Origin of the sequence: Kangiella shandongensis (genome assembly GCF_020005365.1) — a bacterium.
GTDB lineage: Bacteria > Pseudomonadota > Gammaproteobacteria > Enterobacterales > Kangiellaceae > Kangiella > Kangiella shandongensis.
The window spans coordinates 59,268-83,214 of sequence record NZ_JACNML010000010.1 but is presented as its reverse complement, the minus strand read 5'-3'; the positions used below and the strand labels follow the sequence as shown (position 1 = coordinate 83,214).

Here is a 23,947-nt window from a genome sequence, read left to right as displayed (position 1 = left end):
CTACCGCATGCGTCGGCTACTATAAACAAACCTCAGGCAATAGAAACAAAGACTTATGGCCTGGCATGCTAAGTATACAAGGATTTATTGTTAATCGATGAATGGCGAGCGATTTGAAATCACCGAGCACCAGGGGGCTAGAGAGCTGTTGCTGGCTGGCGACTGGACGATTCATCAAGAGCTGGAAACGTCCGATCAGATCATACAAGCTTATCAGCAGATGGCGTTTCATAAGGTAACGGGAGCCGCAGTTGAACAATGGGACAGTGCGCTGATTTCGCTGCTATTGCGTCTCAAACAGCTGGCGTCACAACAGGGAGCTACGTTGGAGTTGGGTGCGTTCCCGGAGGGTGTGATGCAACTGGTGGCGTTGGCGGGGAAGGTGCCCGAGCGTCAGGGAACAAATAAACAGAAAGCTAAGTCTTCGTTACTGTCCAATATTGGTGATAAAGCCATTACCGATTACCGTGAGGCACTCAATTTTTTCTTCTTCCTTGGCGAAAGCGTTAAAAGCGTTTTGCGCTTATTCCGAGGAAAAGCTCGTTTTCGAGGCCGGGATCTGAGAGAGATCCTGTCCGATACCGGGCCTGAGGCACTGCCGATTGTGACCTTGATTAGTGTTCTGGTGGGGATCATTCTGGCTTTTGTCGGTGCGGTTCAACTGCGACAGTTTGGTGCTGAAATTTACGTCGCCGATCTGGTTAGTATTGCCATGGTCAGGGAAATGGGCTGCATGATGACTGGCATTATCATGGCGGGTCGCACCGGTGCTGCTTTTGCTGCCCGCATTGGCACCATGCAGGTCAACGAAGAGATTGATGCCTTTAAAACCTTGGGAATTTCACCCATGGATTTTCTGGTGCTACCGCGAATACTGGCTCTAGTTATCATGATGCCATTGCTGAGCTTGTATGCTGACGTGTTGGGTATTTTGGGCGGTGCTGCCATTAGTATTGGTGCCATGGGACTGAGTTTTACTGAGTACTGGAATCAGACCCTGAATGCGGTGGATATGATCGATATCAGTCTGGGGCTGATTAAGGCATTTATCTTTGGCATCGTTATCGCCATTACAGGTTGCATGAATGGTATCATGTCGGGACGCAGTGCTTCGGCGGTGGGGGATGCGGCAACTTCGGCGGTGGTGGCTGGAGTGGTGTTTATTATTGTCATTGATGGTTTATTTGCCATTGTAACCAGCCTTCTGGGGATTTAATGATGTCTTCTGCGTCTGCTTATCTTCCAATTATTCGCGCCGATAACCTTACCATGGCTTATGGTGATTTCGTGGTGCAACGTGAGCTGACGTTTGATATCAATCAGCATGACATTTTCATCATCATGGGCGGCAGTGGTTGTGGCAAAAGTACCTTGCTAAAGCACTTTATTGGCCTCAAGGAACCCGCCGCCGGTAAGGTGTTGTTCCGTAACGGCGGGGGCGAGACTCATGGTGGTAATGAAAGCTTTATTGATTTCTGGCAGACCGCAGAAAAGCAACGCCAAAAGCTCATGCAGCGTTGCGGTGTGCTGTATCAAAGCGGCGCTCTGTGGAGCTCGATGACTCTGGCCGAGAATATTGCACTGCCATTAGGCGAGTATACGGATCTGTCGGAGCAGGATATACGGCACCTGGCTTCTTTAAAGCTGGCTCTCGTGGGGCTGAATGGTTTTGAAGATTATTACCCTTCTGAAATCAGTGGGGGTATGCGCAAGCGTGCCGGTTTGGCGCGCGCTTTAGCGCTGGATCCGGATATGCTTTTTTTGGATGAGCCTTCGGCGGGACTCGATCCTATCAGTGCGAGGTTGTTAGATGATTTAATCTTGCAACTGCGTGATAATCTGGGTTGTACCGTGGTCGTGGTGACCCATGAATTAGCCAGCATTTTTACCATTGGCAATAACTCGGTCTTTTTAGACGCTGACAGTAAAACTATGTTGACTACCGGTGATCCGAAAGAGCTGGTTAACCATTCAGAACATGATACGGTCAGACGCTTTCTGACTCGAGGAGAGGCATGAACATGAATAGGAACGTTTTTGTATTATGAGCAATAAATCGCAATCCACTGCCATTGGCGGCTTTGTACTCGGCGCTATTGTGTTATTCATTGGCGCCGTCATGTTCTTTGCCAAAGGAAGTTTCAACGATTCGGCCGAACGCTTTGTGATGTTTTTTGATGGCTCGCTGGCTGGCCTCGATGAAGGAGCCCCGGTGGTATTTAAAGGGGTCAAAGTGGGTGTTGTGAAAAAGATCGAGGTGGTGACGGACAGTGAGAGCCTGGATATTTATACTCCGGTTTATGTGGACATTTATCCGGATAGTTTCAAGGGGTTAAACGGACAGCGCAGTGATGATATTCGTGAAGTGACCAGCCGCATTATTGAAAAAGGTTTAAAGGGGACTCTGGAAACTCAGAGTCTGGTTACGGGAAAAATGCGTATCGCCCTTGAGTTCCGGCCAGATGTTGAAGTAAGAAAAAGGAACATTATCAAAGGCACTCCTGAGTTGCCCACGGCTCCCAGTGCATTGAGCGCGTTTGCCGATGAAGTATCGAAGCTTCCTCTGGCTGACATTGCCAGTAATATGAATGAGTTGCTGAAAAACGCTAATCAGCTGATCACCGAAACCGATCTGCAGGCTAGTTTGAATAATCTAAATCAAACGATTGAAGAGTATGGTCGGGTGGCGGAAACGTTTAATCGTGAGATCAAGCCGGTTGCCATGGAGTTTAAGCAAACCATGGATGAGTACGAGGTATTGGCGAAACAGGTCAATCAACAGGTTCCGGCCATGGTCAAGAGCATTCAGTCGAGTTTTGAAGGTCTGGAGGCTGTGCTTACTGACACCCAACAGTTAGTGCAATCGATCGACCACTCCTACGGTTCTGAATCCGAGTTGCAGTATCAGTTAAGTCAAACTCTACAGGAACTTTCTAAGGCGGCGCATTCGATTCGAGTCTTAACCGATTATATTGAGCGTCACCCTGAAGCGTTAATTTATGGAAAGGATAAACAATGAATATCAGGTCGCTGTTAAGTTTTGTTATTGTACTGTCGGTCCTGGCTGGTTGTTCAACGCGTTCACCCAATGCCAATTTTTATCTGTTGCAAAACCCGCTGCCTCCTGAGAGTTATAATAACGAGTTACGGGTTGGCCTGGGGCCCGTGACCATCGCGGACTATCTGCAGAAGCCGCAGATCGCGCTCCGTACCGAAGGCAGCAAAATGCAGTTTGCCGAATTCGAGCGCTGGGCCTCGGACTTACGTGGGCAGATAATTGCGGCGCTGCAATACGAACTGTCAACGCAACTGAGTACCGCAGATGTTTTTGAGTATCCGTGGCGTAAGTCGGATCAGGTGGATGTGGCGTTAGCCGTTGATATTAAGCGCTTTGATGCTAGCTTCAGTGATTTATCGGCTTATTTGCATGCGACGGTGACCTTCGAAGATGAAAATGGTCATTCGAGCGTTCGCTCTTTTGTCTTAACCGAAAGTTTCGACACTGCAACTTACGATGCTGCGGTGAGCGCTGAGCGCCGCCTGTTGGCGCAGCTTGGCAGGAAAATGGTCCAGAACATTAATGAACTCTGATCATCGCTGATTTTTTCTTACGATAGCACCATATTTGCTGGAAAAGCTGTCGCAATAGCCTGCTTTTCTCGTTAAAATCACTCTCTTGTGACGTTTTTAGCCATTCTTGTGGCTACGAGTAATGCAATGACGTCTGGGCCAACGGGCTCAGTGTTTATAACTTTGATGAATGTGTGAGCAATTCCAACATGTCTGAGACTAAAGCAACGGATAACACTACTGAAAATTCAACGCCAACTAACTTTATCCGCAATATCATTAATCAGGATCTTGCGGAGGGTAAAAATGATGGCAAAGTCCATACGCGCTTTCCACCCGAGCCGAATGGTTACCTGCACGTGGGACATGCCAAGTCCATTTGCCTGAACTTTGGAATTGCCAGGGATTATCAGGCGCCGTGTAATCTCCGTTTTGATGATACGAATCCGGCCAAAGAAAGCGAAGAGTTTGCGCGTTCAATTCAGGAAGACGTCAAGTGGTTAGGTTTTGAGTGGGAAGGAGAGGTTCACCACGCCTCCGACTATTTTGATGACCTGTATAATTTTGCCGAAGAACTGATCCAGAAGGGAGTGGCTTACGTCGACGAACAGCCAGCGGAAGATATTGCTAAAAATCGTGGTAATTTCCAGACGCCGGGCAAAGAAAGCCCGTACCGTGAGCGTCCGGCAGAAGAAAGCCTGGAGCAGTTCCGTAAGATGAAAGCTGGCGAGTATGCCGATGGTCAAATGGTGCTGCGCGCGAAAATTGATATGTCACACCCGAACATGTTGATGCGTGATCCGGTGTTGTACCGTATTCGTCGTCTGCACCATATTCGCACCGGTGATCAGTGGTGTATCTATCCGATGTATGATTTTACTCATTGTATTTCGGATGCGCTGGAAGGCATTACACATTCGCTGTGTACCCTGGAGTTTGAGGTTAATCGCCCACTGTACGACTGGGTCTTGGATAATATCAGTGCGCCGTGTCACCCACAGCAAATTGAGTTCTCGCGACTGAATTTGGCCTATACCATTACTTCGAAGCGTAAGCTGACGCAGCTGGTTGAAAGTGGCAAAGTCAATGGTTGGGACGACCCGCGTATGCCGACCATTGCCGGTATGCGTCGTCGTGGTTTTACCCCTAAGTCGATTCGTGACTTCTGTGCTGCAGTTGGGATCAGTAAAGTTAATAGCGTTAGTGATATGACGTTGCTGGAAGATGCAGTTCGTAATGATCTGGATAAGATGGCCGAGCGCCGCATGGCGGTTCTGGATCCGATTAAGGTGGTGATCACCAACTATCCGGAAGACAAGGAAGAGACAGTTCAAGGTAAAAACCATCCAAAAATGGAAGAGATGGGCACACGGGACTTGCCGTTTACACGTGAACTGTACATTGACCGTGCGGATTATCGAGAGAGCGCCAATAAAAAGTACAAGCGTCTGGTAAAAGATGGCGAGGTGCGTTTGCGTAACGCTTATGTTATCAGGGCTAACGAAGCCGTTCTGGACGACAATGGTGACGTTAAAGAGCTTCATTGTACTTATGATCCGGATACATTGGGTAAGAATCCGGAGGGACGTAAAGTGCGTGGTGTTATTCACTGGGTTTCAGCGAAATACGCCAAAGAAGCAACCGTGCGCTTGTATGACCGGTTGTTTAATGTACCAAACCCAGGGGCGATGGATGATTTCTACGAGGCACTGAATCCTGAGTCTCTAACAACTATCAAAGCCATGGTTGAGCCCAGTCTGGCCAATGCTGAGCCTGAAACGCGATTCCAGTTCGAGCGTGAAGGCTATTTTACTGCAGATCGCTATGAGCACAGTGCTGATAATCTGGTTTATAACCGCACCGTGACTTTACGTGATTCGTGGAGTGATAAGTAGGAAGTAATGTTTCTAACTGCTTGATAAAAAAAGAAAGGCCAACATCCCGTTGGCCTTTTACTTTTGACTAACAACTTTTGATAACTGTTAACACATAGATTGAGTTTTTTACTCGCTCATCACACGACAACAAAGAATTTTTAACCTTTCAATTCATTAGTCCACATTTTTTACAAATAGTTCAAACAAAAAGTGATAAAGTTGGTTGGAACCTTCGTTGAACAAGGTTAATCTAATGAAATATACTCCAACTTATTGATATTGTGGCTGATTATGAAAAAATTATTTAAATGGATCTTAGGTCTCGTTGGTGCTTTCGTTGCGCTAATCATTGTTTTGGGCATCGTTGCCGTTATTGTTTTTGACAGCGAAGACGTTAAAAAACAATTAGTGAAAACGGTCAAAGAAACGACAACGGCGGAGCTGGTTATTGAACAGGAGTTGAGTCTCAGCTTCTTTCCATGGTTACAGGTAGAAACGGGTGGAGTCACCTTATCCCAACCAGCCAGTTTTAAAAGTGATAAAACCTTTCTCAGGGTGGATGGAGTCGTAGCCAGCATCAAGCTTATGCCCTTAATCTCAGGTGATATTGAAGTGGGGACTGTCACACTGTCGGGTGCTGAGCTTAACCTGATCAAAGATCATTCAGGTCGCTCTAATCTCGAAGCGTTATCCGAGGCGCAGGAAAAACAGGTAGAGCAAAGCCGTGGCGGCGATGAAAAAAGTGGTTCAATCGGTAATTTAAGTCTGGAGAGTTTATCCCTGCAGAATTTTACGCTGAATCAATATAACGGAGAAACGCTGTCGCAAAGCTTTCATCTTACGAATTTTGGGATCAACGATTTCAAGCCGGAAGAAAATACTCCAATCACTGCCGAGGGCTCATTAAAAACCGGTAAACGGGAGTCACAATGGGAAGTAACTGGTGAGTTATGGGTTGGAAAGGATTTCAAGCAGTTTAAAGTTAATCAGTTGGCTGCCGAACTTGATAATTTAAGTGAGCAATTCAGTTCTGTTGCGCTACAGGGTGATCTGGCCATGTCAATGGAAGAGGGAAGCACCAAAGTGAATCATCAGGGGGTGCTGAAATTAAATGGACAGCCTATAGATATGGATCTGAAGTCTGGTTTTGGGCAAACAACGGATCTTGACGTGACCCTAAATGCAAAACGCATTGAGCTGGCCGGCCTGCTGGCTTCGACAGGGGAAAAGACACAGGCCCAGTCGTCAGGGACCGTAGATTTATCTCCCGTAGCCGACTTTTTGCAGTCTGCTCGTATTAAAGGGAAGCTTGCGATAGGGGAGCTGGTATTAAAAAATGCCAGCTTTAACAATGTGTCGGCGAAGTTAAGCAATAAAGGTGCCACCCTGATGTTGAATCCGTTCAAGGCAGATGCCTTTCAGGGACATGTGGAAACTGTTGCCAGTGTCAACTTTGCCGCTAAACCGTTAGCGTTAGCTGTACAGCCTCAATTTGAAAGCATTCAGGTTGGGGATTTGCTGGCCGCTTTTTTCGAGATGGACAAGTTGACGGGGCTGGGTGAGCTGGATCTGGATATGAAAACCAAAGGGGCTGGTGTGAAGCAAATGCTACAGAACTTAAATGGCACCGGTAAACTGCAATTAGCTGACGGCGCTTTCAACGGTATTGATGTCGCCAAGTTGATTGAAACGGGACTGAGCCTGCAAGCACTGAACAAGGAAAATTACAGTGGCAAAACGACCTTTGCTAATCTAAGCAGTAACATCCGTGCTAATAAAGGATTAATTGAGCTGCCGAATTTTAAGTTAAACTCTCCTTTATTCGATCTGGTGGGTAAAGCTTCGACTGATGCCAATAAAGAGACCATTGCTGGTAATTTCCAGCTTCAATTAAAAGGACGTTTAAAAGAAGCTCTAGAAGCTAAGTACCCAAAACTGAAAGCCAAGGCTTTGCCTTTTGAGTTAAAAGGTTCCTGGGCGGAACCGCGTGCCAGTATCGATGTTGAGGCTTTGCTCAAGGCTCAGTATCAGGATAAAGTTGATGAGAAGAAAAAAGAGTTAGAAGACAAAGCTAAGGATGAGCTCGAAGATAAACTGGGCGATATATTTAAACGTAAAAAAGATAACTAAACCCTTTTATGATTTCCTGCATCAAAAGAGGAAACGAAAGTAAATAACGAGGTGTAGAAATGAAAACTTGGTTTAGTATCCCGGCGCTGGCTTTGAGCGTTATGTCGTTGACGGCATTGGCAGATGAAACGAAGACGTTCTCGGAAAACTATGAGTTTGATGCTCATGGTAATGTCGCCATCGACAATATTAATGGTGACATTACTATTTCGGGATGGGATAAAGATGAGATCTCATTGGAGTATACGGTTACTGCCGACGACGAAGACGATCTGGAAAACGTTAATGTTGATGTTGCCCACAGTGAGCGAGAGCTTGATATTGAGGTCGATATTGAAAGTGGCGGCTTTATGAGCTGGGGCGGAAGTTCGGGCGAGGTCGATTTCGAGCTAAAAGTTCCCTACGGCGTTTCGCTTCGTACGATTGAATCGGTCAATGGAGACATTGAGATTAGTGCGGTCAGAGGGGAAATGAAAGTGAGCACGGTTAATGGCCGTATCGTGGTACAAAAAGCTGCTAACAACGTTAAGTTTGACACCGTTAATGGCGACGTTGAAGTTTCGCTTGAAGAATTAAGCAGCTCTACCCGTATTAAGGGCGATAGCGTTAATGGCGATATTGAAATCTATCTTCCAGAAAACGATGGCTTTGAATTAAAGACGGATACGGTTAACGGCAGCTTGTCTAACGACTTTGGCATTAAAGTTGAAGAAGGTGACTATGTCGGTGCCGATATGGAAGGCGAGTACAAATCCGGTGGTGCTTCATTGAAGTTTGATACCGTTAACGGTGATATCGAGGTTCGTAAGAGGTAATCGAATATCAGTGTTTTCAGGTATCTGGCAAAAGCGACTTCGGTCGCTTTTGTGTTTGTGGGCTAACGCTTTTGCAGGATGACAGTATCGTTGCCCGGAAAGTCCACGTCGTAATTTAACCAGTCGGCGAGCCAGCGAAAGGTGGCTTCCGAAAAGAAACAGATATGGGTCGGGTCGTTCTTATAATGCCATTGGCTGAAGGCATCTTTTGTGGTGGCTCTTTTGGTCATGATACCCAGAAAGCCTCCACTTTCCAGTAGTGAGTCGAGCCGGGATAACTCTTTTCCCGGACGACTGAAATGTTCGATGGCCTCGGTACAGGTAATAAAGTCATAGTGGCGCGATAAGGCCGCGGGGTTGTTGGCGTAGTAAATATCGTAATTATTGACGCTGAAGCCTTGCTCTTCCATCATCGGCTTGATGGTGGGCCCCGGGCCGCAGCCAAAGTCTAAGCCCCGGGCATGAGGGGCTAAACGTTGCGATAAAGGAGCTAGAAGTTTGTCCAAGAATTTGCGGTAGCCAGCATCCTGCAGCGAGTTTTCATGAAAGTCATAGACCTGCTTTTCCTGAGCTTGAGCAAGGTGGTATTCGTCCGGCACAAAAATGAGATTGCACTGCAAACAGCGCTGATAGGTACGCTTTTTATCCCGGTAGTAATGCTCAATGTGATGACTGGTGCAAAGAGGGCAGGCGATATTCATGGTTTTCAGTTAAAATGGGTCAAAATTTCTATTATACAGTTTAATGTCTCTAGTTACCTTACAACAAGTTGAAGTCGGGTATGGTGGTGCACCATTACTCGATAACGTTGATTTTACCATCGAGCCCGGTGAGCGCGTCTGTATTATCGGCCGTAATGGCGTGGGCAAGTCTACGCTATTGAAGGTGGTTAACCGTGAAATTATCCCAGACGATGGCGATCTCCGTTTTCAGGAAGGCATCAAGGTAGCCAAACTGACCCAGGAAGTGCCACATGATACGCAGGGAACCGTTTTTCAGGTGGTGTCGTCAGGATTAGGGCGAGCGGGTGAGTTGCTACAGCAATTCCATCAGTTGAGTGTTAAAACTGACGACAAGTCGTTGGAGCAAATGGCCAGAGTACAGCAGCAACTGGAAGCTGAAGATGGCTGGGCCATGGATCAGCGAGTGCAGTCAGTGATTAATCGCCTGGGCTTGAATGCAGAGGTTGATTTTAAGGAATTGTCCGGCGGCATGAAACGGCGAGTGTTGTTGGCGCAGGCGCTGGTCGAGCAGCCGGATATTTTACTGCTGGATGAGCCGACTAACCACTTGGATATCGATTCTATTGAATGGTTGGAGGGCTTTCTAAAGGCCTATGGTGGCAGCATCCTGTTCATTACCCACGATCGTCGCTTTTTAAAGAGTTTAGCTACGCGGATCGTTGAGATCGATCGCGGACAGCTAACTTCCTGGCCGGGCGATTATGATAACTACCTACGTCGCAAAGAAGAGCGTCTGGCAGCCGAAGAAAAGCAAAATCAGGAGTTTGACAAGAAGCTGGCACAGGAAGAAACCTGGATCCGGCAGGGGATTAAAGCGCGGCGTACTCGTAACGAAGGGCGAGTGAGACGTTTGCAGGCCGCTCGACAGGAGCGTGCTGAACGTCGTAACCTCATTGGCAACGTCGATATGAAAGCGCAGCAGGCAGAAGTGTCGGGTAAAAAAGTGATTGAGGCTACGGGGCTGCACAAGACTTACCAGGGGCGTGTCCTGGTTGATGATTTTTCTACTCTGATCATGCGTGGCGATAAGATCGGTATTGTCGGGCCGAATGGTTGCGGTAAATCGACCCTGATAAAAATATTACTGGGAGAGTTAGAGCCTGAGCAGGGGACTGTAAAGTTAGGTACCAAGCTCGACATTGCTTATTTCGATCAGCACCGGGCGCAGCTGGATGAATCCTTGTCGGCCATGGACAATGTCTCGGAAGGTAAGGATATGATGACCATTCATGGCAAACCGCGCCATGTTATCAGCTACATGCAGGACTTTTTATTTACCCCGGAACGAGCGCGGGCACCGATAACGGCATTATCGGGCGGTGAGCGTAACCGCTTGTTATTAGCTAAAATTTTAGCCAAGCCCTCGAACCTGCTCATTCTGGATGAGCCGACCAACGATCTGGATATTGAAACGCTGGAATTGCTTGAGGATATGCTGGCTGGTTATGAAGGTACCATGCTGCTGGTTTCTCACGACCGGGACTTTATTAATAATGTAGTCACCAGCACCATCGTTTTTGAGGGTGAAGGCAAGGTTAAAGAGTATGTCGGCGGTTATGATGACTGGTTGCGACAACGACCAAAACAAAAGTCAGGCTCTTCAACATCAGGTCAAGCAGGACAGAAATCTGAAGCTAAGGCTAAACCGCGAAAAAAATCTGCTAAACTAAGCTATAAACACCAGCGTGAGCTGGAGCAGCTGCCAGCTGAGATTGCTCAACTTGAAGAGCAAATTGAACAATTACATAAGGACATGGCATCGCCAGACTTTTATCAGCAGTCGAAGGAGCATATCGCGGATGTGAATGCCCAGCTTGAGCAGATGGAAGCTACTCTGGAGCAGCGATTCGAACGCTGGGAAGAGCTGGAAGCCATGAAAGAGGCTTTGCAAAGTTAGTTGTAAGTAGTATAGGTGTTTGTATGTCACAAGATGAGCTTGATTTGTTTAAGAAAGAACTGAAAGGCGTTAGGCGCATTAAAAACGATCAGGTCAACCTACATATGACGCAAAAGGAGCCCTCACTGTCACAAATGGCGAGACAGGAGGCTGCTTTGGGACGTAAGCCCAGTCATGACCCAAACTACCTGACCACTGATTTTGTGGAGCCGGTAGAGCCTAATGCTTGGCTAGAGTATAAAATGGACGGTGTACAAGAGGGAGTTTATAAGAACTTAAGGCTCGGCAAGTACGAGATTGATGCTCATACCGATTTACATCGACTGACGGTAAAAGAAGCTCGGGATGAAGTGTTCTATTTTATTAAGGCTTGTGTTAAACGAGGTAAACGGACGGTATTAATTACTCACGGTAAAGGTGAGCGAAGTCAGCCCCAGGCGGTTTTAAAAAGTCATGTCAATCACTGGCTGAAACAGCACGAGCTGGTGATGGCGTTTCATAGCGCGCAACGAAAACACGGTGGTTTGGGCTCGGTTTATGTGTTGTTGAAGAAAAATGAGCACCATAAACAGTTAAACCGAGAGATTTATAATAAAACCACCTAAAAGAGTTGGATATTTTGTATGAGCAATACAGGAAAAACCTTAACCGTTACGGATGATAAGGCAACAGGGATCTGGAAGAAAACACGTAACCTGTTGTTACTACAGGTTAAGTTATGGTTCGATGCCATCAGGGATTTTGCACTGATGCCAGTAGGGTTAGCCTGCTACGTTCTCGACTTGTTAAAAGGTACAGACCACAATTCCTACTGGGAGCGTTTGATGAAGTGGGGACGTCAAAGTGATCGCCATATTAATCTTTTCCAGCATCACTCTTTTGACGAGGAAAAAACCGTCACCGTCGATGATGTTGCAGATATTGTTGAAGACGCACTGAAGTCAGGTGTTAAAAGTTCGGGTAACAGGCAGCAGTTGGTCGAGGCGGTTAAGAAGCGAGTGAAAGAGCGTTTTGGTCAGAATTTATAAAAGGGAAGTGCTATGCGCTACTTAGTAACAATCGCGGGGTTGGCTTTTGTTATCGTACAGCTGGGCTCGACTTCGGCTGCTGCAACCATCAGAGAGCAGGGTGATGATGCAGTTGGCACCTTCGCTACCTTAACTATCGAGAATGATTTATTTGCAGGAAAGGACGGAGGTTACACTAACGGTATTGGCTACAGTTGGGGCTATGGACCTTACGATGATTATCTGGATAGCAGTGCTCCGGGTTGGCTCACAGGACTGAGTGATTTTCTGTTTATTGAAATGGATGATCAGCGCAAAAAAGCCGTGAGCTATGCGGTTTTCCAGATGATGCAAACCCCTGAAGATATTCAAACTACGGAGTTGATTGATGATGACCTGCCTTACGCCGGCATGCTGGGCTGGAAAGGGACTCTGTACGCTTGGGATAATGAGGTCGCCGATCAGTTCTACGTTATTGCGGGAATGGTAGGGCCTGCGTCTCTTGCTGAGAGCACGCAAAAGCTTGTGCATCAGTTGACGGGTTCAAAACGTCCTCAAGGTTGGGATAATCAGTTACATAATGAGTTGGTGTTCAATGTCGCCGCACAGCGAAGTTGGCGTGTTGATATGACCAATAGCAATGGTTTCGGTAGCGATTTTTTAACCTTTGCCAGTGGTAGTGCTGGAACTTTTTCGTCGGAAGTGGCGGCATCAGCGATGCTTCGCTTCGGTTCTGGTTTAGAAGAAACATTCCCCGCTGTCAGTATTTTACCCGGGCGTGATATCAATCCTCTGGCTGGTTCTACCGATAGTCACTTCTACACATTCATCGCGGCGCAAGCCAGTTATGTGTTTAATGACATCTTTGTTGACGGCAACACCTTCAGAAATAGCCATGCGGTGACGCTGAAGCATGAACGCTTTATTGTGTCCGCAGGCGCCGTCTGGAACTGGGATAAGTGGGGACTGTTATTTTCGGTGGCTGAAACCAGCTCGACGTTTGAAGAAAATGACCACAACGGACGCTTTGGTTCGCTCAGTATCAGTTACCGTTTTTAAACATCTTACTGGTTAGGATCGGGATACTTAATTTCTGTTATCCAGAAGCGGTTTGTTTCTTCGGGCAGTCTAACGGTAACTTCATCGTCCAGCTCTTTACCAAGCAACGCCCTGGCCATGGGTGAGTCAACACTGATGTATTCTGGTTTATGGTCAAACTCATCGGAACCAACGATACGATAACTAATTTCCTGATCGTGCTCATCGGTTAAAGTGACACGAGCACCAAAAAACACTTTGTTTTGGTTCGAAGGGGTATGTTCGATGACTTGCATTTCCGCCGTCCGCCTTTGTAAATAGCGAACCCTGCGGTCAATCTCCCTTAACTGCTTTTTGCGATAGATATACTCGGCGTTCTCGCTGCGGTCACCTTCGGCAGCTGCGGCATTAATGGCTCGGGTTACTTCCGGGCGAAGGTTCTTCCATAGATGGGCCAGCTCGTTGCGCAGGCGAGTAGCCCCAGCTGCGGTGATCAGGTTTGAGCGTTTCATTTACCAATTGTCATCATCTTTTTCATCTGTCGTAGAGTCGTCCAGTTGCTTGTTGATATTGTCGACTCTTTTGTTCATCTCTTCTTCGATCTTCTTAGCTTTATCCAGCTGCTTCTCTTTGTAATCACTGAGCTCGGTTCTTTCTTCTGGTTCTGAATTACAGGCAGACAACAACAGTATGAAGCAACCAAGTAAGACATATTTTGTGAATGACATAAAAACTTCCCTCTGCTTAAAAGCCGTATTATAGGAAGCTTTAAAAGCAGCAACAACAGTTAAAGAGTGGGTTTGAGATGTCAGTAAAAAAAAGCTGGCGCAAGGCCAGCAAAATAGTGTGGAGAAATCTGGTAGAGGCATATTAAAGCGATATGCCTGCTTTGACGATGCGACAAATTGTCGCAGGCTTGCCGAGTTGTTATGTAAAAATGGCAGACTGCACTATAATCTCTGGGGTACGATTTGGGAGCCAGTCCATGACGACAGCAGTTAAGACAAAACGATTTACACAACGCATTTTGATATCCATGAGCTGGATCCGGGCTGTCGCTCTATTGATGCAGGTGAGCTATATGGTGTGGTTTATTAACCCCATTCCTGTCGCCGCCTGGGTTTTTATTGCTGCTCAGGGCTGCTTATTACTTGCGGGATGGCTTAACCAGAAGCTGAGAATGGGCGACATGGCGTTGCTGTTGAATCTGTGTCTGGATTTGCTGTTTCTGGCCGGTTATGTCTACTTTACAGGAGGGGTGTCCAATCCACTCATATCTCTTTTGTTATTGGCGGTGGTAACAGCCTCTGTTGCTTTACGCCAATGGCTGGCATTCGGCGTTCTAACATTAGCCGTAGTGCTGTATAGCCTGCTATTCCTATATCAACCAGAATCGGCTCATGGCAGTAATTTTTCGTCTCACCTCGCCGGGATGTGGTTGGTTTTTATTGCCAGTGCGAGTTTATTGTTTTACGTCGCAAGCTATTTATCGAGAGCCATACGCCAACAGGAAAAGCGTATCAAAAGACATGAGCAGAGGCAGTTACGAGATGACTATATTACGGCGTTAGGTCTTTCTGCAGCTGATGCCGCTCATCAAATGAATACACCGCTGGCAACTCTGGCTGTGATGATCGATGATGCGTTACAGAACGATGAACTAAAGCAGCAGGAGCTGCAACTGATGCAGCAGCAAATTGAATGTTGCCAGAGCATCGCACAAAGCCGCCAGCAGCAGTTTGATGAGTTAAAGTCGGGTAAGTTTCAGGTGGTTGATGTTAAGCAAATTATACAACAGCTCATCAGTGGCTTTCGGTTATTACAGCCGGAGGCACAGGTCGAACTTAAGCAACAACCTCCGGCGGGCAAGGTGAAAAGTCATATTGGGCTGCACAGTGCTTTGCTGAATCTGGCTGATAATGCTGCTAAGGCTTCACAACAGGCTGGCAGGAAAAGTCTGGAACTCAATGTATTTACTGATAAGCAATACTGCACCATAGAAATTATTGATCATGGGCCGGGAATGACGCGGGACATTATTGAGGCTTACGGTTGGCGTCCCCGCGAAGACACTACCACCAAATCATCTGAACGGATGGGGGTTGGGACCTTAATTTCGAATGCCAGCATAGAATATGTCGATGGGCAGTTAGCGGTCAAAAGTAACGATAATGGCGTCGCTGTTAGCGTACGTTTGCCACTGGTTACCGTTTGAAGGACATGGAGTATGAGCGAACAAAAGACATTAATGCTGATCGAGGACGATGAAGTTTTTGCGCAGGTGTTATCGCGTTCGCTAGCAGCGAAAGGGCTCTCTGTCACCGTCTTCCAAACTTTTTCTGAGGCACAAAAGGAACATTCGACTCACACCCCGGATTATATTGTGCTTGATCTATTTCTGGAGGATGATTCCGGAATGACTTTGTTGCCTCAGCTTAGAGGCAGCCACCCACATAGTAAAATCCTTATCTTAACCGGCTACGCCAGTATCGCTACGACGGTGCAGGCGATGAAGCTAGGCGCGGATAATTATTTGCCGAAACCGGCCAATGCCACTCAGATTCTGCAGGCTTTGGAACCGGATACTGATTCGTCAGCTCCAGTGGAGGCAGAGCCTTTGTCAGTGGAGCGTTTGGAGTGGGAACATATTCAAACCGTGTTAGCGCAAAATCAGGGTAATATATCGGCAACTGCCAGAGCACTAGGCATGCATCGCAGGACCTTGCAACGCAAGCTTGGTAAGAAACCGTCACAAAAATGAAATATAGGATAGTAATCATTCTCATTTAGATTTATAATTCCGCTCGAGAATTTAATCCAAAATGTTAGGAAATCGTAATGAAAAGTTCGTTTCATTTTAGTTTGGTTGCATCCGCGGTCACATTAGGGCTTGCTACATCGCCTGTCTTGGCAGAAGAAACGTCGAGTGAAGATATTGAAACTATCACTATCATTGGTGATAGTTCTCATGCTCTGAAAGTCGCTGGTTCTGCTCATGTTGTTACAGAAGCTGAGTTAGAAGAGTTTAAATACAGTGATGTTAACCGCGCTATGCGCCAGGTTCCGGGTGTCTATATCCAGCTTGAAGATGGACTGGGCTTACGTCCCAACATTGGGCTGCGTGGCACCGGTACCAGTCGTACTGGCCGTGTTAGCTTAATGGAGGATGGTGTGTTAATCGCCCCAGCACCTTATGCCGCCTCTTCGGCTTACTACTTCCCAACATTTGACCGAATTACTGGAATCGAAGTCCTTAAAGGTCCTGCCAGCATTCAATATGGCCCATTCACGGTGGGTGGTGCAGTTAACTTGATTTCACGTCAGATTCCAGTCGAAGGGCAAGGCCAGTTGAAGCTGGAAAAAGGGCAACACGAAGAGCTTCATGGCTATTTCTATTACGGCGACAGCTATGAGAACTTTGGCTATTTGATTGAAGCGAACGATCATCAAAGTGATGGTTTCAAAACCATTGACCGCCTCGGGCAGGAGACCGGTTTTGAAAAACGAGATCAGATCGTTAAGCTGCGCTTTAACACCGATGCCGATGCAGCAATTTATCAACAACTCGACATTAAACTGCAAAATTCACACGAAGTGTCGGATCAGTCCTATGTTGGTTTAACCGATGCTGATTTTGCAGTCGATCCTTACCGCATGTATGGCATTTCCGCGGGCGACCAGTTTACCGGGAAACATGAGCAGGTGGTGTTAAGCTACTTCGCTGACCTGAGTGACAGCTTGGATTTACACGTAACAGCGTATGATAATGATTTTGCGCGTAACTGGCATAAAACGGGTAAGTTTTACATGGAAGATACTGCCAATCCGGGCAGTTTTAACAGCGTCAGCTGGTCTTCGGTGGTCGGTGAAATCAACACTAACCCGGGTAGTGCGCTGGCAAATTACTATCAATCCATTTTAAACGGTGCTGATAGTGGTAACGATCTCATTGACAAAGTGGACGGAAACCGTGCTTACATGAATCGAGGTATCCAAACTCGTTTGGACTGGAACTTCATGACCGGTAACTTTGAGCATGATCTGAAATTAGGTATTCGAGTGCATGAAGATGAGGCCGATCGCTTCCAGCGTCGTAGCTTTTATACTCAGGAAAATGGCCAGCTTGTTTTAGTCGATCCGGGTGTTTGGGGCGATGCCGGTAATCGTATTGATTCGGCAGAAGCTAACTCATACTACTTGATTGATACCATCACATGGGGTGACTGGACTTTCACACCGGGTGTGCGTTATGAAGACGTGGACTTAAAGCGTGAAGACTGGAGCTCTGCACCGGATCGCTCAGCAACGCCAAGCGTTCGTACCAACAGCGTATCGGAAGTACTTCCTGGTTTCGGTGCTTTGTGGGCCATTAATGACACGACCAGCGTACTGATGGGGGTTAACAAAGGCTTTGCCCCTCCGGGTAGCAGCGCTGATGACAAGCCGGAAGAAAGCTGGAATTATGAGTTGGGTCTGCGCTTTAGCGGCTCTCAGTACTCAAGCGAGTTAATCGCCTTCTTCAGCGATTATGACAACTTGCTCGGAGAATGTACTTTGGCTAACAGCGGCTGTGATATCAATAACGAAGGTGATAAATTCAACGGTGGCGAAGCTGAGGTTAGAGGTGTTGAGTTAATGGTTGCTGGTGAGTTTAAAGAAAACTGGCCAGCGCGTTTAAGCTATACCTTCACTGAGACCGAGTTTGGCAGTTCATTCGACAGTAACGTCTGGGGTGCTGTCGAAGCAGGCCAGCCAATTCCTTATATTCCTGAGAATCAGGCGCAGTTGATTTTTGGTTATGATAACCAGAAATGGAGTTTACTGGCGAGCGTAAACTATATGGACGAGCTATGCACTAAGCCAGCCTGTGGGCCGTTCCAGCGCACTGATGAGCGCACTCTGGTCGATTTAGCAGCTGAATATCACACAAATGATGTAGTGACTTTCTTCGCCACTATCGAAAATGTTACGGACGAAGATACTATCGTTGCCCGCGAGCCATATGGTGCGCGTCCGGATAAGCCAAGAACGGCAAAAATTGGCGTGAAGTTAGACTTCTGATGGGGTTGAGCACATTGTTGAAACGAAAAGCCCACTTAATGTGGGCTTTTTTGTGTTTCCTGTGCATCTGAAATTAGTGGCAAAATAAGGTAAAATTGAAGTTAATCGTGCAACAAGAGTAGGACTATGAAGCAAGTCGATTGGTTTGAAGAATATCTGCTGGTCTTTGAAAAAATTGAAACTAGATTGATTGAACTGGAGCTGTGGTCCAGCGAGCATCCCGGCGAGGATGCTTTGCAGAGCAGTATGCCTTTCTGTGTGGATACGTTACGACTCGAACAGTGGTTACAGTTTGTCTTTCTGCCGCGTATGCGCCGTATTGTGAAGCGTAAAGAATTGCCTCCAGGCCCTGCTCAGATTGCTCCTATTGCGCAGGAAGCGTTTAAGGAAACGGAGGACTCTGAGAAGTTGATCCGTGCCATCCAAAAATTTGATGAGGTTTCTCATCTGAGTCATTTACACTAATCATAATGAATAAAGAGCAACAGCGTCACTACAAAGAGGAATTGCAGCGGCTCGAAGCTGAGCTGATGGAATACCTTGGGCTGACTTCTGAGTCCAGCCAGACCGTGGAGCTCGATCAGGCTCGGCAGGGGCGTGTGTCGCGTGGTGATGCTATGCAGCAGCAGGCAATGGTTAATGCTTCACATGTTCGTGATCAGAAACATCTTAAGGCGGTGCGCCGAGCCTTAAAACGTATTGACTCGGATGATTATGGTTTTTGTCTGGGGTGCGGTGAAAATATTGATGATAAGCGTCTGGAGATTGCACCAGAAACCGAGCTGTGTCTCGACTGCCAGGCTCTGCAGGAAAAGCGGGACAATCATCCTTGAGTTAATAGTAGGTCTGGGCTATCTGAAAAACTCCTCTGCCCGTATATCCAGAGCTTCGTCCGAGCTCTCCAGCGGTGAGCGCCAGGCAAATAGTTTTAAATCCACCTTTCCCTTTTTCACAATAACACCTTCTTGCTGAAGTAGTTTCTGCTGGATGGCGTAGTGATCGCTATCCGGGCTAAAGGCAATTTTGCCGTCAGCACCAATCACCCGCTGCCAGGGTAAGCGTTGTCTGTCTGGTGCACTGCCCAGTGCTTTACTGACATGGCGTGCATGGCGAGGAAAACCCGCCAGTTTGGCGATAGTGCCGTAACTGGTCACTTGTCCTTTGGGTATCTGTTTGACCCAGAAATACACCTGTTGACGAAAATGTTCCATATTGGAGCTCATGGCATCACCTGTACTTGCACTTGTATCAGTTAAGAAGGTAAATAAAGTTAAAGTTTACCACAGCTTTTTTGCCTATAAATTAAGCAGGGCGTATAGTTAATCCAATACCTATAGGAAATATAGAGGAGCATGGTATGCAGGACTTGTTAAATATGGTGCTGGGAGATAGAAACTCGGATGCCGTTGAGCAAATCGGAAAGAAGTTCAATCTGGGCACGCAGGAAACGACACGGGCTTTGCAGCATCTGTTGCCATCATTGCAGCAGGGGATGCATCAAAACTCTCAGCAGCAAAATGGTATGGAGGCTTTACAGAGAGCCTTATCGGACGGCAGGAATGAGCAGTATATTGAGAAACCTGAGCGTATCGTTGAGCAGGGCGCGGTGGACAACGGCAATGCTATCCTTGGTCACCTGCTTGGCAGTAAAAACACCAGTCGCAAAGTTGCCGAACAGGCTGCTAATCAAACGGGGTTTGACAGCGGTGTGTTAAAGCAGATGTTACCCTTAGCAGCAAATTTGTTGATGGGTTCATTGAGCAAAGAAACTCAGTCGCAGGATGAAGAAAGGAGTTTTTTGCACCAAGTGCTGGATATGGATAACGATAATTCAGTATTGGATGATGCGGCAGGAATTATTGGGAAGCTGTTTTAAAAAATTACAAAAAAGGCCCTGAATTAAGCAGGGCCTTTTTGCGGTTAAATGATCCGTTTTAGCACGTCGGTATCTTTTCCTTTATCCAGGAAACGGTGTTTTAAAGCACCAACAAAATGCAAAATAATCAGAGCTAGCAGCGAATAGGCCAGGATTTCATGAACTTCTTCAAGCTGCTCGAACATATCCATGTCATCCGGTATTAAGTCTGGCATGGTAAATACGCCAAACCATTCCAGCGGGAAAATTCCCAGGTAGTCCATCATGATAATCCCCGATAAAGGTATTGCAAACATCAACAGATACAACAGGAAATGCGTTAATTTCGATAGCACTTTTTCCCACCAGGACATCTGAGCCGGAAGCTCAGGAATAGGGCTGGAGAAACGGGCTAGAAGTCGGATAATCACCAATGGCAGGAGCGTTATGCCAAACGATTTATGCAAGCCGTATAACTCTTCTTTTAACGGTTCTTCATCAGGCAGTCCGTGCATGTACCAACCTGACACTATCATCCCCAGAATAAGAATAGCGATAAGCCAATGCAGCAGACGCATAGTTATGCTGTATTTAGTGGTTGCAGGTGCTACTGCCATCTTGCTCTCCTAATTATGTTATTTATTAACTGGTTGGCTTAAAGAATGGCAGATTCATTTAAGGAAGGCAAGGCGACACTTGTACCTTGCCCTGATTTTGAGAGCTAACTTTTGGAGGCTAAAGGAGTGCCCATGATGGTTGAAGCATTTGCTTTCATCCCTTTTTCCCAGCTGACCGTATTTTCAGGAAATAGTAAAACAACGGTCGAGCCAAGTTTAAACCGTCCCATCTCATCGCCTTTGTTGAGACAAATGTCCTTACCATCGTAATCCCAAACCTTAATCTCATCCCGTGTCGGTGGGGTAATGGTACCTTCCCACACGGTTTCAATGCTTCCGACAATGGTAGCGCCAACTAATACCATGGCGACTGGGCCTATATCGGTATCAAACATGGCCACTACACGCTCGTTGCGAGCAAATAGATTCGGAACATTGCGCGCTGTCAACGGATTAACACTAAACAGTTTGCCCGGTACGTGCAGCATCCTGGTCAGCTTGCCAGTTACTGGCATATGGACCCGGTGATAATCTTTTGGTGACAGGTAGATGGTGGCAAACTCGCCATTTTCGAAAGGTTTGGCTAATTCTGCATCGCCACCGAGTAATGTCTTGGCACTAAAACGGTGCCCTTTGGCCTGGAAAATAAAACCTTCTTCAATTTTACCGCGCTGACTGATTTTACCATCTGCAGGGTTGACCAGAACGTCTTCGCCTTCAGCAATAGGACGTAACTCAGGTTTCAGGCTACGGGTAAAAAAGTCATTAAAGGTTTCGTAGTCTTCAGGATTTTCGCGTTCGGCCAGACTCATGTCGATGCCGTACTTTTTAATAAACCATTTGGCAAAGGTATTTTTAATGGTCGGGTTTTTGCTTTCCGCGATTTTCCCCATAAGAAGAGAAATCCCATGTTGTGGGATTAAATACTGTAATAAGACTTTGAGTTTATCGGCCATGGTGATTGTTGATGTAAAGTTAATTAATTGAATTGTAACTTAAATATTGGTGTATAACTATTCTCAATATTCCAAGTTTTATTTCCTTTGCTTGCATGGTCAAGCAAAGGAAATAAAAGAAGAACGCTCGGATATCATGGTTATGCAAAGAATGAATATCAACACTCACAAGGAACTCTTTAAGTATCTGCTTCTGTAACATTCTCTTCAGCTCTAGGAGTTAGTCAAAGTTATTCAATATTTTGGTCGTTATATGTCGTGCTTATGTAATTCTATAACGGATATTTAAATCTATTTCGCCACTTAGTTTTTATAGTTTAAGGCTATCGACTTTTTTGTTTATATATAACTTCAATTGACAATGTGTTGTTTCTGATTACAATTTTCTATGCTCTATCACAATAGAGCTTAATCACAAACTAAAAAGGAAGGAAATATATAAATGAAAAAGGTTGTTAAATTAGCAAGTGCTTTACTTCTCTTTATAATAGCTAATAAGGTGTCCGGGTTTTGTTGACCACTACACAAGAAAGTTTATTATAGCCAGTACTAATTAGTTTTGCAGGTTTGTTTAAGCTATTTAATAATTAGCTGGCGGAAAATCATTTTCGCCAGCTCAGCTGGTGCTCGTTAAACTTCTTAATTCACCTTTATTCAAAGGGAGACTTATAGTATGGATCTTAACGCCACTGTTGTTATTAATTTTGTGTTTTTATGGGTCGTGGTTGCCACTTTGGTCGCGTACTTTTTGGCAAAGACGAGAGTTAAAAGCCTAGCGCTTACTGTTGTAGCTAATTTCTTTTTAGGGTTTATCCCCCCTATAAGCTTAATTTCATTATTCTTATTAGCAAATAAAAAAGAGTTAGAGAATTAAGACAGGCAGCGTGATTGTAAACACCTTTGTTAACTAAACTGCTGATCATAATGCTGGATCAGGTGATGATAATTTTTCATGCGTGATTCAGCAATTTCGCCATTTTTAGCGGCAGCAAGAACGGCGCAGCCCGGTTCTTTTATGTGTTTACAGTCGCGGAATTTGCAGTTTTCGGCTAGTTTATAAATCTCAACAAAGCCCTGTTGAATATCACTGTCTTCGAGATGCCACAGGCCGAATTCTCTAACCCCCGGTGAGTCGACCAGAAAGGTGTCTTCATCCAGCTTATACAAACGAGAGGCTGTGGTGGTGTGAGTGCCAAGACCAGAAGTTTCAGAAATATCGGCCGTGGTGATTTCTAAATCTGGAAACAGGTATTTGATGAGCGTTGATTTTCCGACACCCGATTGACCTGCTAATAACAACTGTTTGCCGCGTAAGTCTTCGACCAGTTGATCGACCTGCTCACCATGCTTAGCGCTGATGTAATAGATCGGGTAACCAATGTCTTTGTAGGTTTGTAATCTATTCTCGATTTCAGCTTTTTGCTGCTCGTTAAGTAAATCCCATTTATTGAATATCAGCCACACCGGGATACTGCTCGATTCGGCAGCTACTAAATATCGATCCAGTAGCATCTCTGAGAAGCCAAGCTCTGGTGCTAGCAGTAGGGCAATAAGATCGATATTGGCTGCGACCGGTTTAATGCCGTGGTGCGGCGTCGGACGCTTTAGTAATGATTTGCGTTCTTCCAGTTCGACCAAAACGCCAGTTTTTAATTTTTCCTGGCGTTTGAATTTGGCTCTATCGCCAACTACCGGGACTTCGTTAGAGCGACGCAGAAAGCAGCGGATGGTTTCGAAGTTCTGGTCAGCAATGTCGACCTGCTGACCAAATCGGCTGATGACAATGCCTTCTTCTTCAGGGCCAAGACTTTCGGTGTTGATGTCAGGCGCTACGTTTTCAGACGGTTTGCGCTTCTGATGTTTTTGTTTTCGTTTTTTTCCCAAAGTCTGGCCTATTGTCGTTTTCTGGAATGGTTGTCAGTTTAGTCTTGAAAGTTCGGTCCAAAGTTGCCGTTGCCTTCGAGGGCATCAATATGTGCTGCGCAGATCAGGTCGTTCAGACATAGGCTGTTGCCCGCATCATGCGTGGTATAACGAACAAGACAGTGTCCATAGCTGACTTCCAAGTCTGGATGGTGTGCCTGTTTATTGGCAATCCAGGCCACGGCATTAACAAAAGCCATGGTGTGGTAATAGTTTTTGAACTTAAACTTACGCGATACTTCGCCTTTATCCGCATCGTAGTTCCATTGTGGTAGCTGCTCTTTGAGTAACGAGTCACGTGTATTATCGTCCAGCGGCTTTTTTGAGTCGTCGCTATGTACACATTGCTGTGATGCTAACTGTTCCATAAATACTCCAAAATTCGTTGCTTTGATCTGCATGTGTTTAAAATTGTGTCTATAATAACCGAAACGAACTGTTTTTTTTAGCAAAACTCA

At 46.1% G+C, this 23,947-nt stretch carries 25 protein-coding genes; 17 read left to right on the top strand and 8 right to left on the bottom strand.

Translation table 11 applies throughout. From position 1 onward, the window contains the following. The first annotated feature begins 97 nt into the window (after positions 1–97). The 7 genes from H7708_RS11410 (at position 98) to H7708_RS11380 (ending at position 8,392) form a co-directional block, all read left to right on the top strand. A complete protein-coding gene (locus H7708_RS11410) occupies positions 98–1,216 on the top strand; it encodes an ABC transporter permease (protein WP_223670914.1) in 1,119 nt (372 codons plus the stop codon). Then, positions 1,216–2,019, top strand: coding sequence for an ABC transporter ATP-binding protein (locus H7708_RS11405; protein WP_223670913.1), 804 nt, complete (start codon positions 1,216–1,218; stop codon positions 2,017–2,019). Before H7708_RS11410 ends, H7708_RS11405 begins: the two co-directional genes overlap by 1 nt. A gap of 25 nt (positions 2,020–2,044) precedes the next feature. After that, on the top strand, positions 2,045–3,019 hold the full coding sequence (locus H7708_RS11400) for an MlaD family protein (RefSeq protein WP_223670912.1): 975 nt from the start codon (positions 2,045–2,047) through the stop codon (positions 3,017–3,019). Next, positions 3,016–3,591 (top strand): PqiC family protein, encoded by a 576-nt coding sequence (locus H7708_RS11395; RefSeq protein WP_223670911.1) that lies wholly within the window; start codon positions 3,016–3,018, stop codon positions 3,589–3,591. Before H7708_RS11400 ends, H7708_RS11395 begins: the two co-directional genes overlap by 4 nt. A gap of 188 nt (positions 3,592–3,779) precedes the next feature. Beyond that, positions 3,780–5,465 (top strand): glutamine--tRNA ligase/YqeY domain fusion protein, encoded by a 1,686-nt coding sequence (locus tag H7708_RS11390; RefSeq protein ID WP_223670910.1) that lies wholly within the window; start codon positions 3,780–3,782, stop codon positions 5,463–5,465. Between the two features lie 273 nt (positions 5,466–5,738). Continuing rightward, a complete protein-coding gene (locus H7708_RS11385; protein WP_223670909.1) occupies positions 5,739–7,577 on the top strand; it encodes an AsmA family protein in 1,839 nt (612 codons plus the stop codon). Positions 7,578–7,636: 59 nt separating this feature from the next. Then, positions 7,637–8,392 (top strand): DUF4097 family beta strand repeat-containing protein, encoded by a 756-nt coding sequence (locus tag H7708_RS11380; RefSeq protein ID WP_223670908.1) that lies wholly within the window; start codon positions 7,637–7,639, stop codon positions 8,390–8,392. Positions 8,393–8,454: 62 nt separating this feature from the next. Here the strand turns inward: H7708_RS11380 and H7708_RS11375 are convergent, their stop codons facing one another. Next, a complete protein-coding gene (locus H7708_RS11375) occupies positions 8,455–9,093 on the bottom strand; it encodes a class I SAM-dependent methyltransferase (protein ID WP_223670907.1) in 639 nt (212 codons plus the stop codon). A 43-nt stretch (positions 9,094–9,136) separates the two neighbouring features. Between H7708_RS11375 and uup the strand changes: the two genes are divergently transcribed. Genes uup through H7708_RS11355 form a run of 4 tightly spaced genes read left to right on the top strand, consistent with a single transcriptional unit; the run spans position 9,137 to position 13,098 of the window. Continuing rightward, positions 9,137–11,032, top strand: coding sequence for an ATP-binding cassette ATPase Uup (gene uup / locus H7708_RS11370; RefSeq protein WP_223670906.1), 1,896 nt, complete (start codon positions 9,137–9,139; stop codon positions 11,030–11,032). Between the two features lie 23 nt (positions 11,033–11,055). Continuing rightward, positions 11,056–11,637 carry a DNA endonuclease SmrA gene (gene smrA, locus H7708_RS11365; RefSeq protein WP_223670905.1) on the top strand — a complete coding sequence of 194 codons (582 nt, stop codon included), beginning with the start codon at positions 11,056–11,058 and terminating at the stop codon, positions 11,635–11,637. Between the two features lie 18 nt (positions 11,638–11,655). Next, positions 11,656–12,060 (top strand): hypothetical protein, encoded by a 405-nt coding sequence (locus H7708_RS11360; protein WP_223670904.1) that lies wholly within the window; start codon positions 11,656–11,658, stop codon positions 12,058–12,060. A 12-nt stretch (positions 12,061–12,072) separates the two neighbouring features. Beyond that, positions 12,073–13,098, top strand: a complete 1,026-nt coding sequence (locus tag H7708_RS11355; protein ID WP_223670903.1) for a lipid A deacylase LpxR family protein — start codon at positions 12,073–12,075, stop codon at positions 13,096–13,098. A gap of 5 nt (positions 13,099–13,103) precedes the next feature. On the opposite strand, the gene greB is transcribed toward H7708_RS11355, so the two are convergent. Further along, positions 13,104–13,589, bottom strand: a complete 486-nt coding sequence (greB, locus tag H7708_RS11350) for a transcription elongation factor GreB (RefSeq protein WP_223670902.1) — start codon at positions 13,587–13,589, stop codon at positions 13,104–13,106. After that, positions 13,590–13,805, bottom strand: coding sequence for a hypothetical protein (locus H7708_RS11345; protein ID WP_223670901.1), 216 nt, complete (start codon positions 13,803–13,805; stop codon positions 13,590–13,592). A gap of 257 nt (positions 13,806–14,062) precedes the next feature. Between H7708_RS11345 and H7708_RS11340 the strand changes: the two genes are divergently transcribed. The 5 genes from H7708_RS11340 (at position 14,063) to H7708_RS11320 (ending at position 18,971) form a co-directional block, all read left to right on the top strand. Next, positions 14,063–15,292, top strand: coding sequence for a sensor histidine kinase (locus H7708_RS11340; protein WP_223670900.1), 1,230 nt, complete (start codon positions 14,063–14,065; stop codon positions 15,290–15,292). Positions 15,293–15,304: 12 nt separating this feature from the next. Further along, positions 15,305–15,838 (top strand): response regulator transcription factor, encoded by a 534-nt coding sequence (locus H7708_RS11335; RefSeq protein WP_223670899.1) that lies wholly within the window; start codon positions 15,305–15,307, stop codon positions 15,836–15,838. Between the two features lie 77 nt (positions 15,839–15,915). Then, entirely contained in the window at positions 15,916–18,138 is a 2,223-nt protein-coding gene (locus tag H7708_RS11330) for a TonB-dependent receptor family protein (RefSeq protein ID WP_223670898.1), read from the top strand. A 126-nt stretch (positions 18,139–18,264) separates the two neighbouring features. Next, positions 18,265–18,603, top strand: coding sequence for a YqcC family protein (locus tag H7708_RS11325; protein ID WP_223670897.1), 339 nt, complete (start codon positions 18,265–18,267; stop codon positions 18,601–18,603). Positions 18,604–18,608: 5 nt separating this feature from the next. Then, on the top strand, positions 18,609–18,971 hold the full coding sequence (locus H7708_RS11320; RefSeq protein ID WP_223670896.1) for a TraR/DksA family transcriptional regulator: 363 nt from the start codon (positions 18,609–18,611) through the stop codon (positions 18,969–18,971). 18 nt (positions 18,972–18,989) lie between these two features. On the opposite strand, the gene H7708_RS11315 is transcribed toward H7708_RS11320, so the two are convergent. Further along, positions 18,990–19,361 (bottom strand): MGMT family protein, encoded by a 372-nt coding sequence (locus H7708_RS11315; protein ID WP_223670895.1) that lies wholly within the window; start codon positions 19,359–19,361, stop codon positions 18,990–18,992. Positions 19,362–19,495: 134 nt separating this feature from the next. On the opposite strand from H7708_RS11315, the gene H7708_RS11310 reads away from it, so the two are divergent. Further along, positions 19,496–20,014, top strand: a complete 519-nt coding sequence (locus H7708_RS11310) for a DUF937 domain-containing protein (RefSeq protein WP_223670894.1) — start codon at positions 19,496–19,498, stop codon at positions 20,012–20,014. Positions 20,015–20,058: 44 nt separating this feature from the next. Here H7708_RS11310 and H7708_RS11305 read toward each other — a convergent pair whose 3' ends face one another. The 4 genes from H7708_RS11305 to H7708_RS11290 form a co-directional block, all read right to left on the bottom strand. Next, complete coding sequence (locus H7708_RS11305; protein WP_223670893.1) at positions 20,059–20,610, bottom strand: cytochrome b; 552 nt, start codon at positions 20,608–20,610, stop codon at positions 20,059–20,061. Positions 20,611–20,714: 104 nt separating this feature from the next. Then, on the bottom strand, positions 20,715–21,566 hold the full coding sequence (gene asd / locus H7708_RS11300) for an archaetidylserine decarboxylase (protein ID WP_223670892.1): 852 nt from the start codon (positions 21,564–21,566) through the stop codon (positions 20,715–20,717). Positions 21,567–22,469: 903 nt separating this feature from the next. After that, positions 22,470–23,450, bottom strand: a complete 981-nt coding sequence (gene rsgA, locus H7708_RS11295) for a small ribosomal subunit biogenesis GTPase RsgA (protein ID WP_223670891.1) — start codon at positions 23,448–23,450, stop codon at positions 22,470–22,472. A gap of 38 nt (positions 23,451–23,488) precedes the next feature. Next, positions 23,489–23,857 (bottom strand): 4a-hydroxytetrahydrobiopterin dehydratase, encoded by a 369-nt coding sequence (locus H7708_RS11290; protein WP_223670890.1) that lies wholly within the window; start codon positions 23,855–23,857, stop codon positions 23,489–23,491. Positions 23,858–23,947: the final 90 nt, after the last annotated feature.

Bases quoted from the DNA above. Each gene is read 5' to 3' on its own strand.
- H7708_RS11355 (WP_223670903.1), top strand. From the start codon at position 12,073: ATGCGCTACTTAGTAACAATCGCGGGGTTGGCTTTTGTTATCGTACAG.
- H7708_RS11315 (WP_223670895.1), bottom strand. From the start codon at position 19,361: ATGAGCTCCAATATGGAACATTTTCGTCAACAGGTGTATTTCTGGGTC.
- H7708_RS11400 (WP_223670912.1), top strand. From the start codon at position 2,045: ATGAGCAATAAATCGCAATCCACTGCCATTGGCGGCTTTGTACTCGGC.
- H7708_RS11385 (WP_223670909.1), top strand. From the start codon at position 5,739: ATGAAAAAATTATTTAAATGGATCTTAGGTCTCGTTGGTGCTTTCGTT.
- H7708_RS11395 (WP_223670911.1), top strand. From the start codon at position 3,016: ATGAATATCAGGTCGCTGTTAAGTTTTGTTATTGTACTGTCGGTCCTG.
- H7708_RS11335 (WP_223670899.1), top strand. From the start codon at position 15,305: ATGAGCGAACAAAAGACATTAATGCTGATCGAGGACGATGAAGTTTTT.
- asd (WP_223670892.1), bottom strand. From the start codon at position 21,566: ATGGCCGATAAACTCAAAGTCTTATTACAGTATTTAATCCCACAACAT.
- H7708_RS11340 (WP_223670900.1), top strand. From the start codon at position 14,063: ATGACGACAGCAGTTAAGACAAAACGATTTACACAACGCATTTTGATA.
- H7708_RS11375 (WP_223670907.1), bottom strand. From the start codon at position 9,093: ATGAATATCGCCTGCCCTCTTTGCACCAGTCATCACATTGAGCATTAC.
- uup (WP_223670906.1), top strand. From the start codon at position 9,137: ATGTCTCTAGTTACCTTACAACAAGTTGAAGTCGGGTATGGTGGTGCA.
- H7708_RS11405 (WP_223670913.1), top strand. From the start codon at position 1,216: ATGATGTCTTCTGCGTCTGCTTATCTTCCAATTATTCGCGCCGATAAC.
- H7708_RS11330 (WP_223670898.1), top strand. From the start codon at position 15,916: ATGAAAAGTTCGTTTCATTTTAGTTTGGTTGCATCCGCGGTCACATTA.
- H7708_RS11305 (WP_223670893.1), bottom strand. From the start codon at position 20,610: ATGGCAGTAGCACCTGCAACCACTAAATACAGCATAACTATGCGTCTG.
- H7708_RS11360 (WP_223670904.1), top strand. From the start codon at position 11,656: ATGAGCAATACAGGAAAAACCTTAACCGTTACGGATGATAAGGCAACA.
- smrA (WP_223670905.1), top strand. From the start codon at position 11,056: ATGTCACAAGATGAGCTTGATTTGTTTAAGAAAGAACTGAAAGGCGTT.
- H7708_RS11345 (WP_223670901.1), bottom strand. From the start codon at position 13,805: ATGTCATTCACAAAATATGTCTTACTTGGTTGCTTCATACTGTTGTTG.
- H7708_RS11325 (WP_223670897.1), top strand. From the start codon at position 18,265: ATGAAGCAAGTCGATTGGTTTGAAGAATATCTGCTGGTCTTTGAAAAA.
- H7708_RS11380 (WP_223670908.1), top strand. From the start codon at position 7,637: ATGAAAACTTGGTTTAGTATCCCGGCGCTGGCTTTGAGCGTTATGTCG.
- H7708_RS11320 (WP_223670896.1), top strand. From the start codon at position 18,609: ATGAATAAAGAGCAACAGCGTCACTACAAAGAGGAATTGCAGCGGCTC.
- H7708_RS11310 (WP_223670894.1), top strand. From the start codon at position 19,496: ATGCAGGACTTGTTAAATATGGTGCTGGGAGATAGAAACTCGGATGCC.
- greB (WP_223670902.1), bottom strand. From the start codon at position 13,589: ATGAAACGCTCAAACCTGATCACCGCAGCTGGGGCTACTCGCCTGCGC.
- H7708_RS11390 (WP_223670910.1), top strand. From the start codon at position 3,780: ATGTCTGAGACTAAAGCAACGGATAACACTACTGAAAATTCAACGCCA.
- H7708_RS11410 (WP_223670914.1), top strand. From the start codon at position 98: ATGAATGGCGAGCGATTTGAAATCACCGAGCACCAGGGGGCTAGAGAG.
- H7708_RS11290 (WP_223670890.1), bottom strand. From the start codon at position 23,857: ATGGAACAGTTAGCATCACAGCAATGTGTACATAGCGACGACTCAAAA.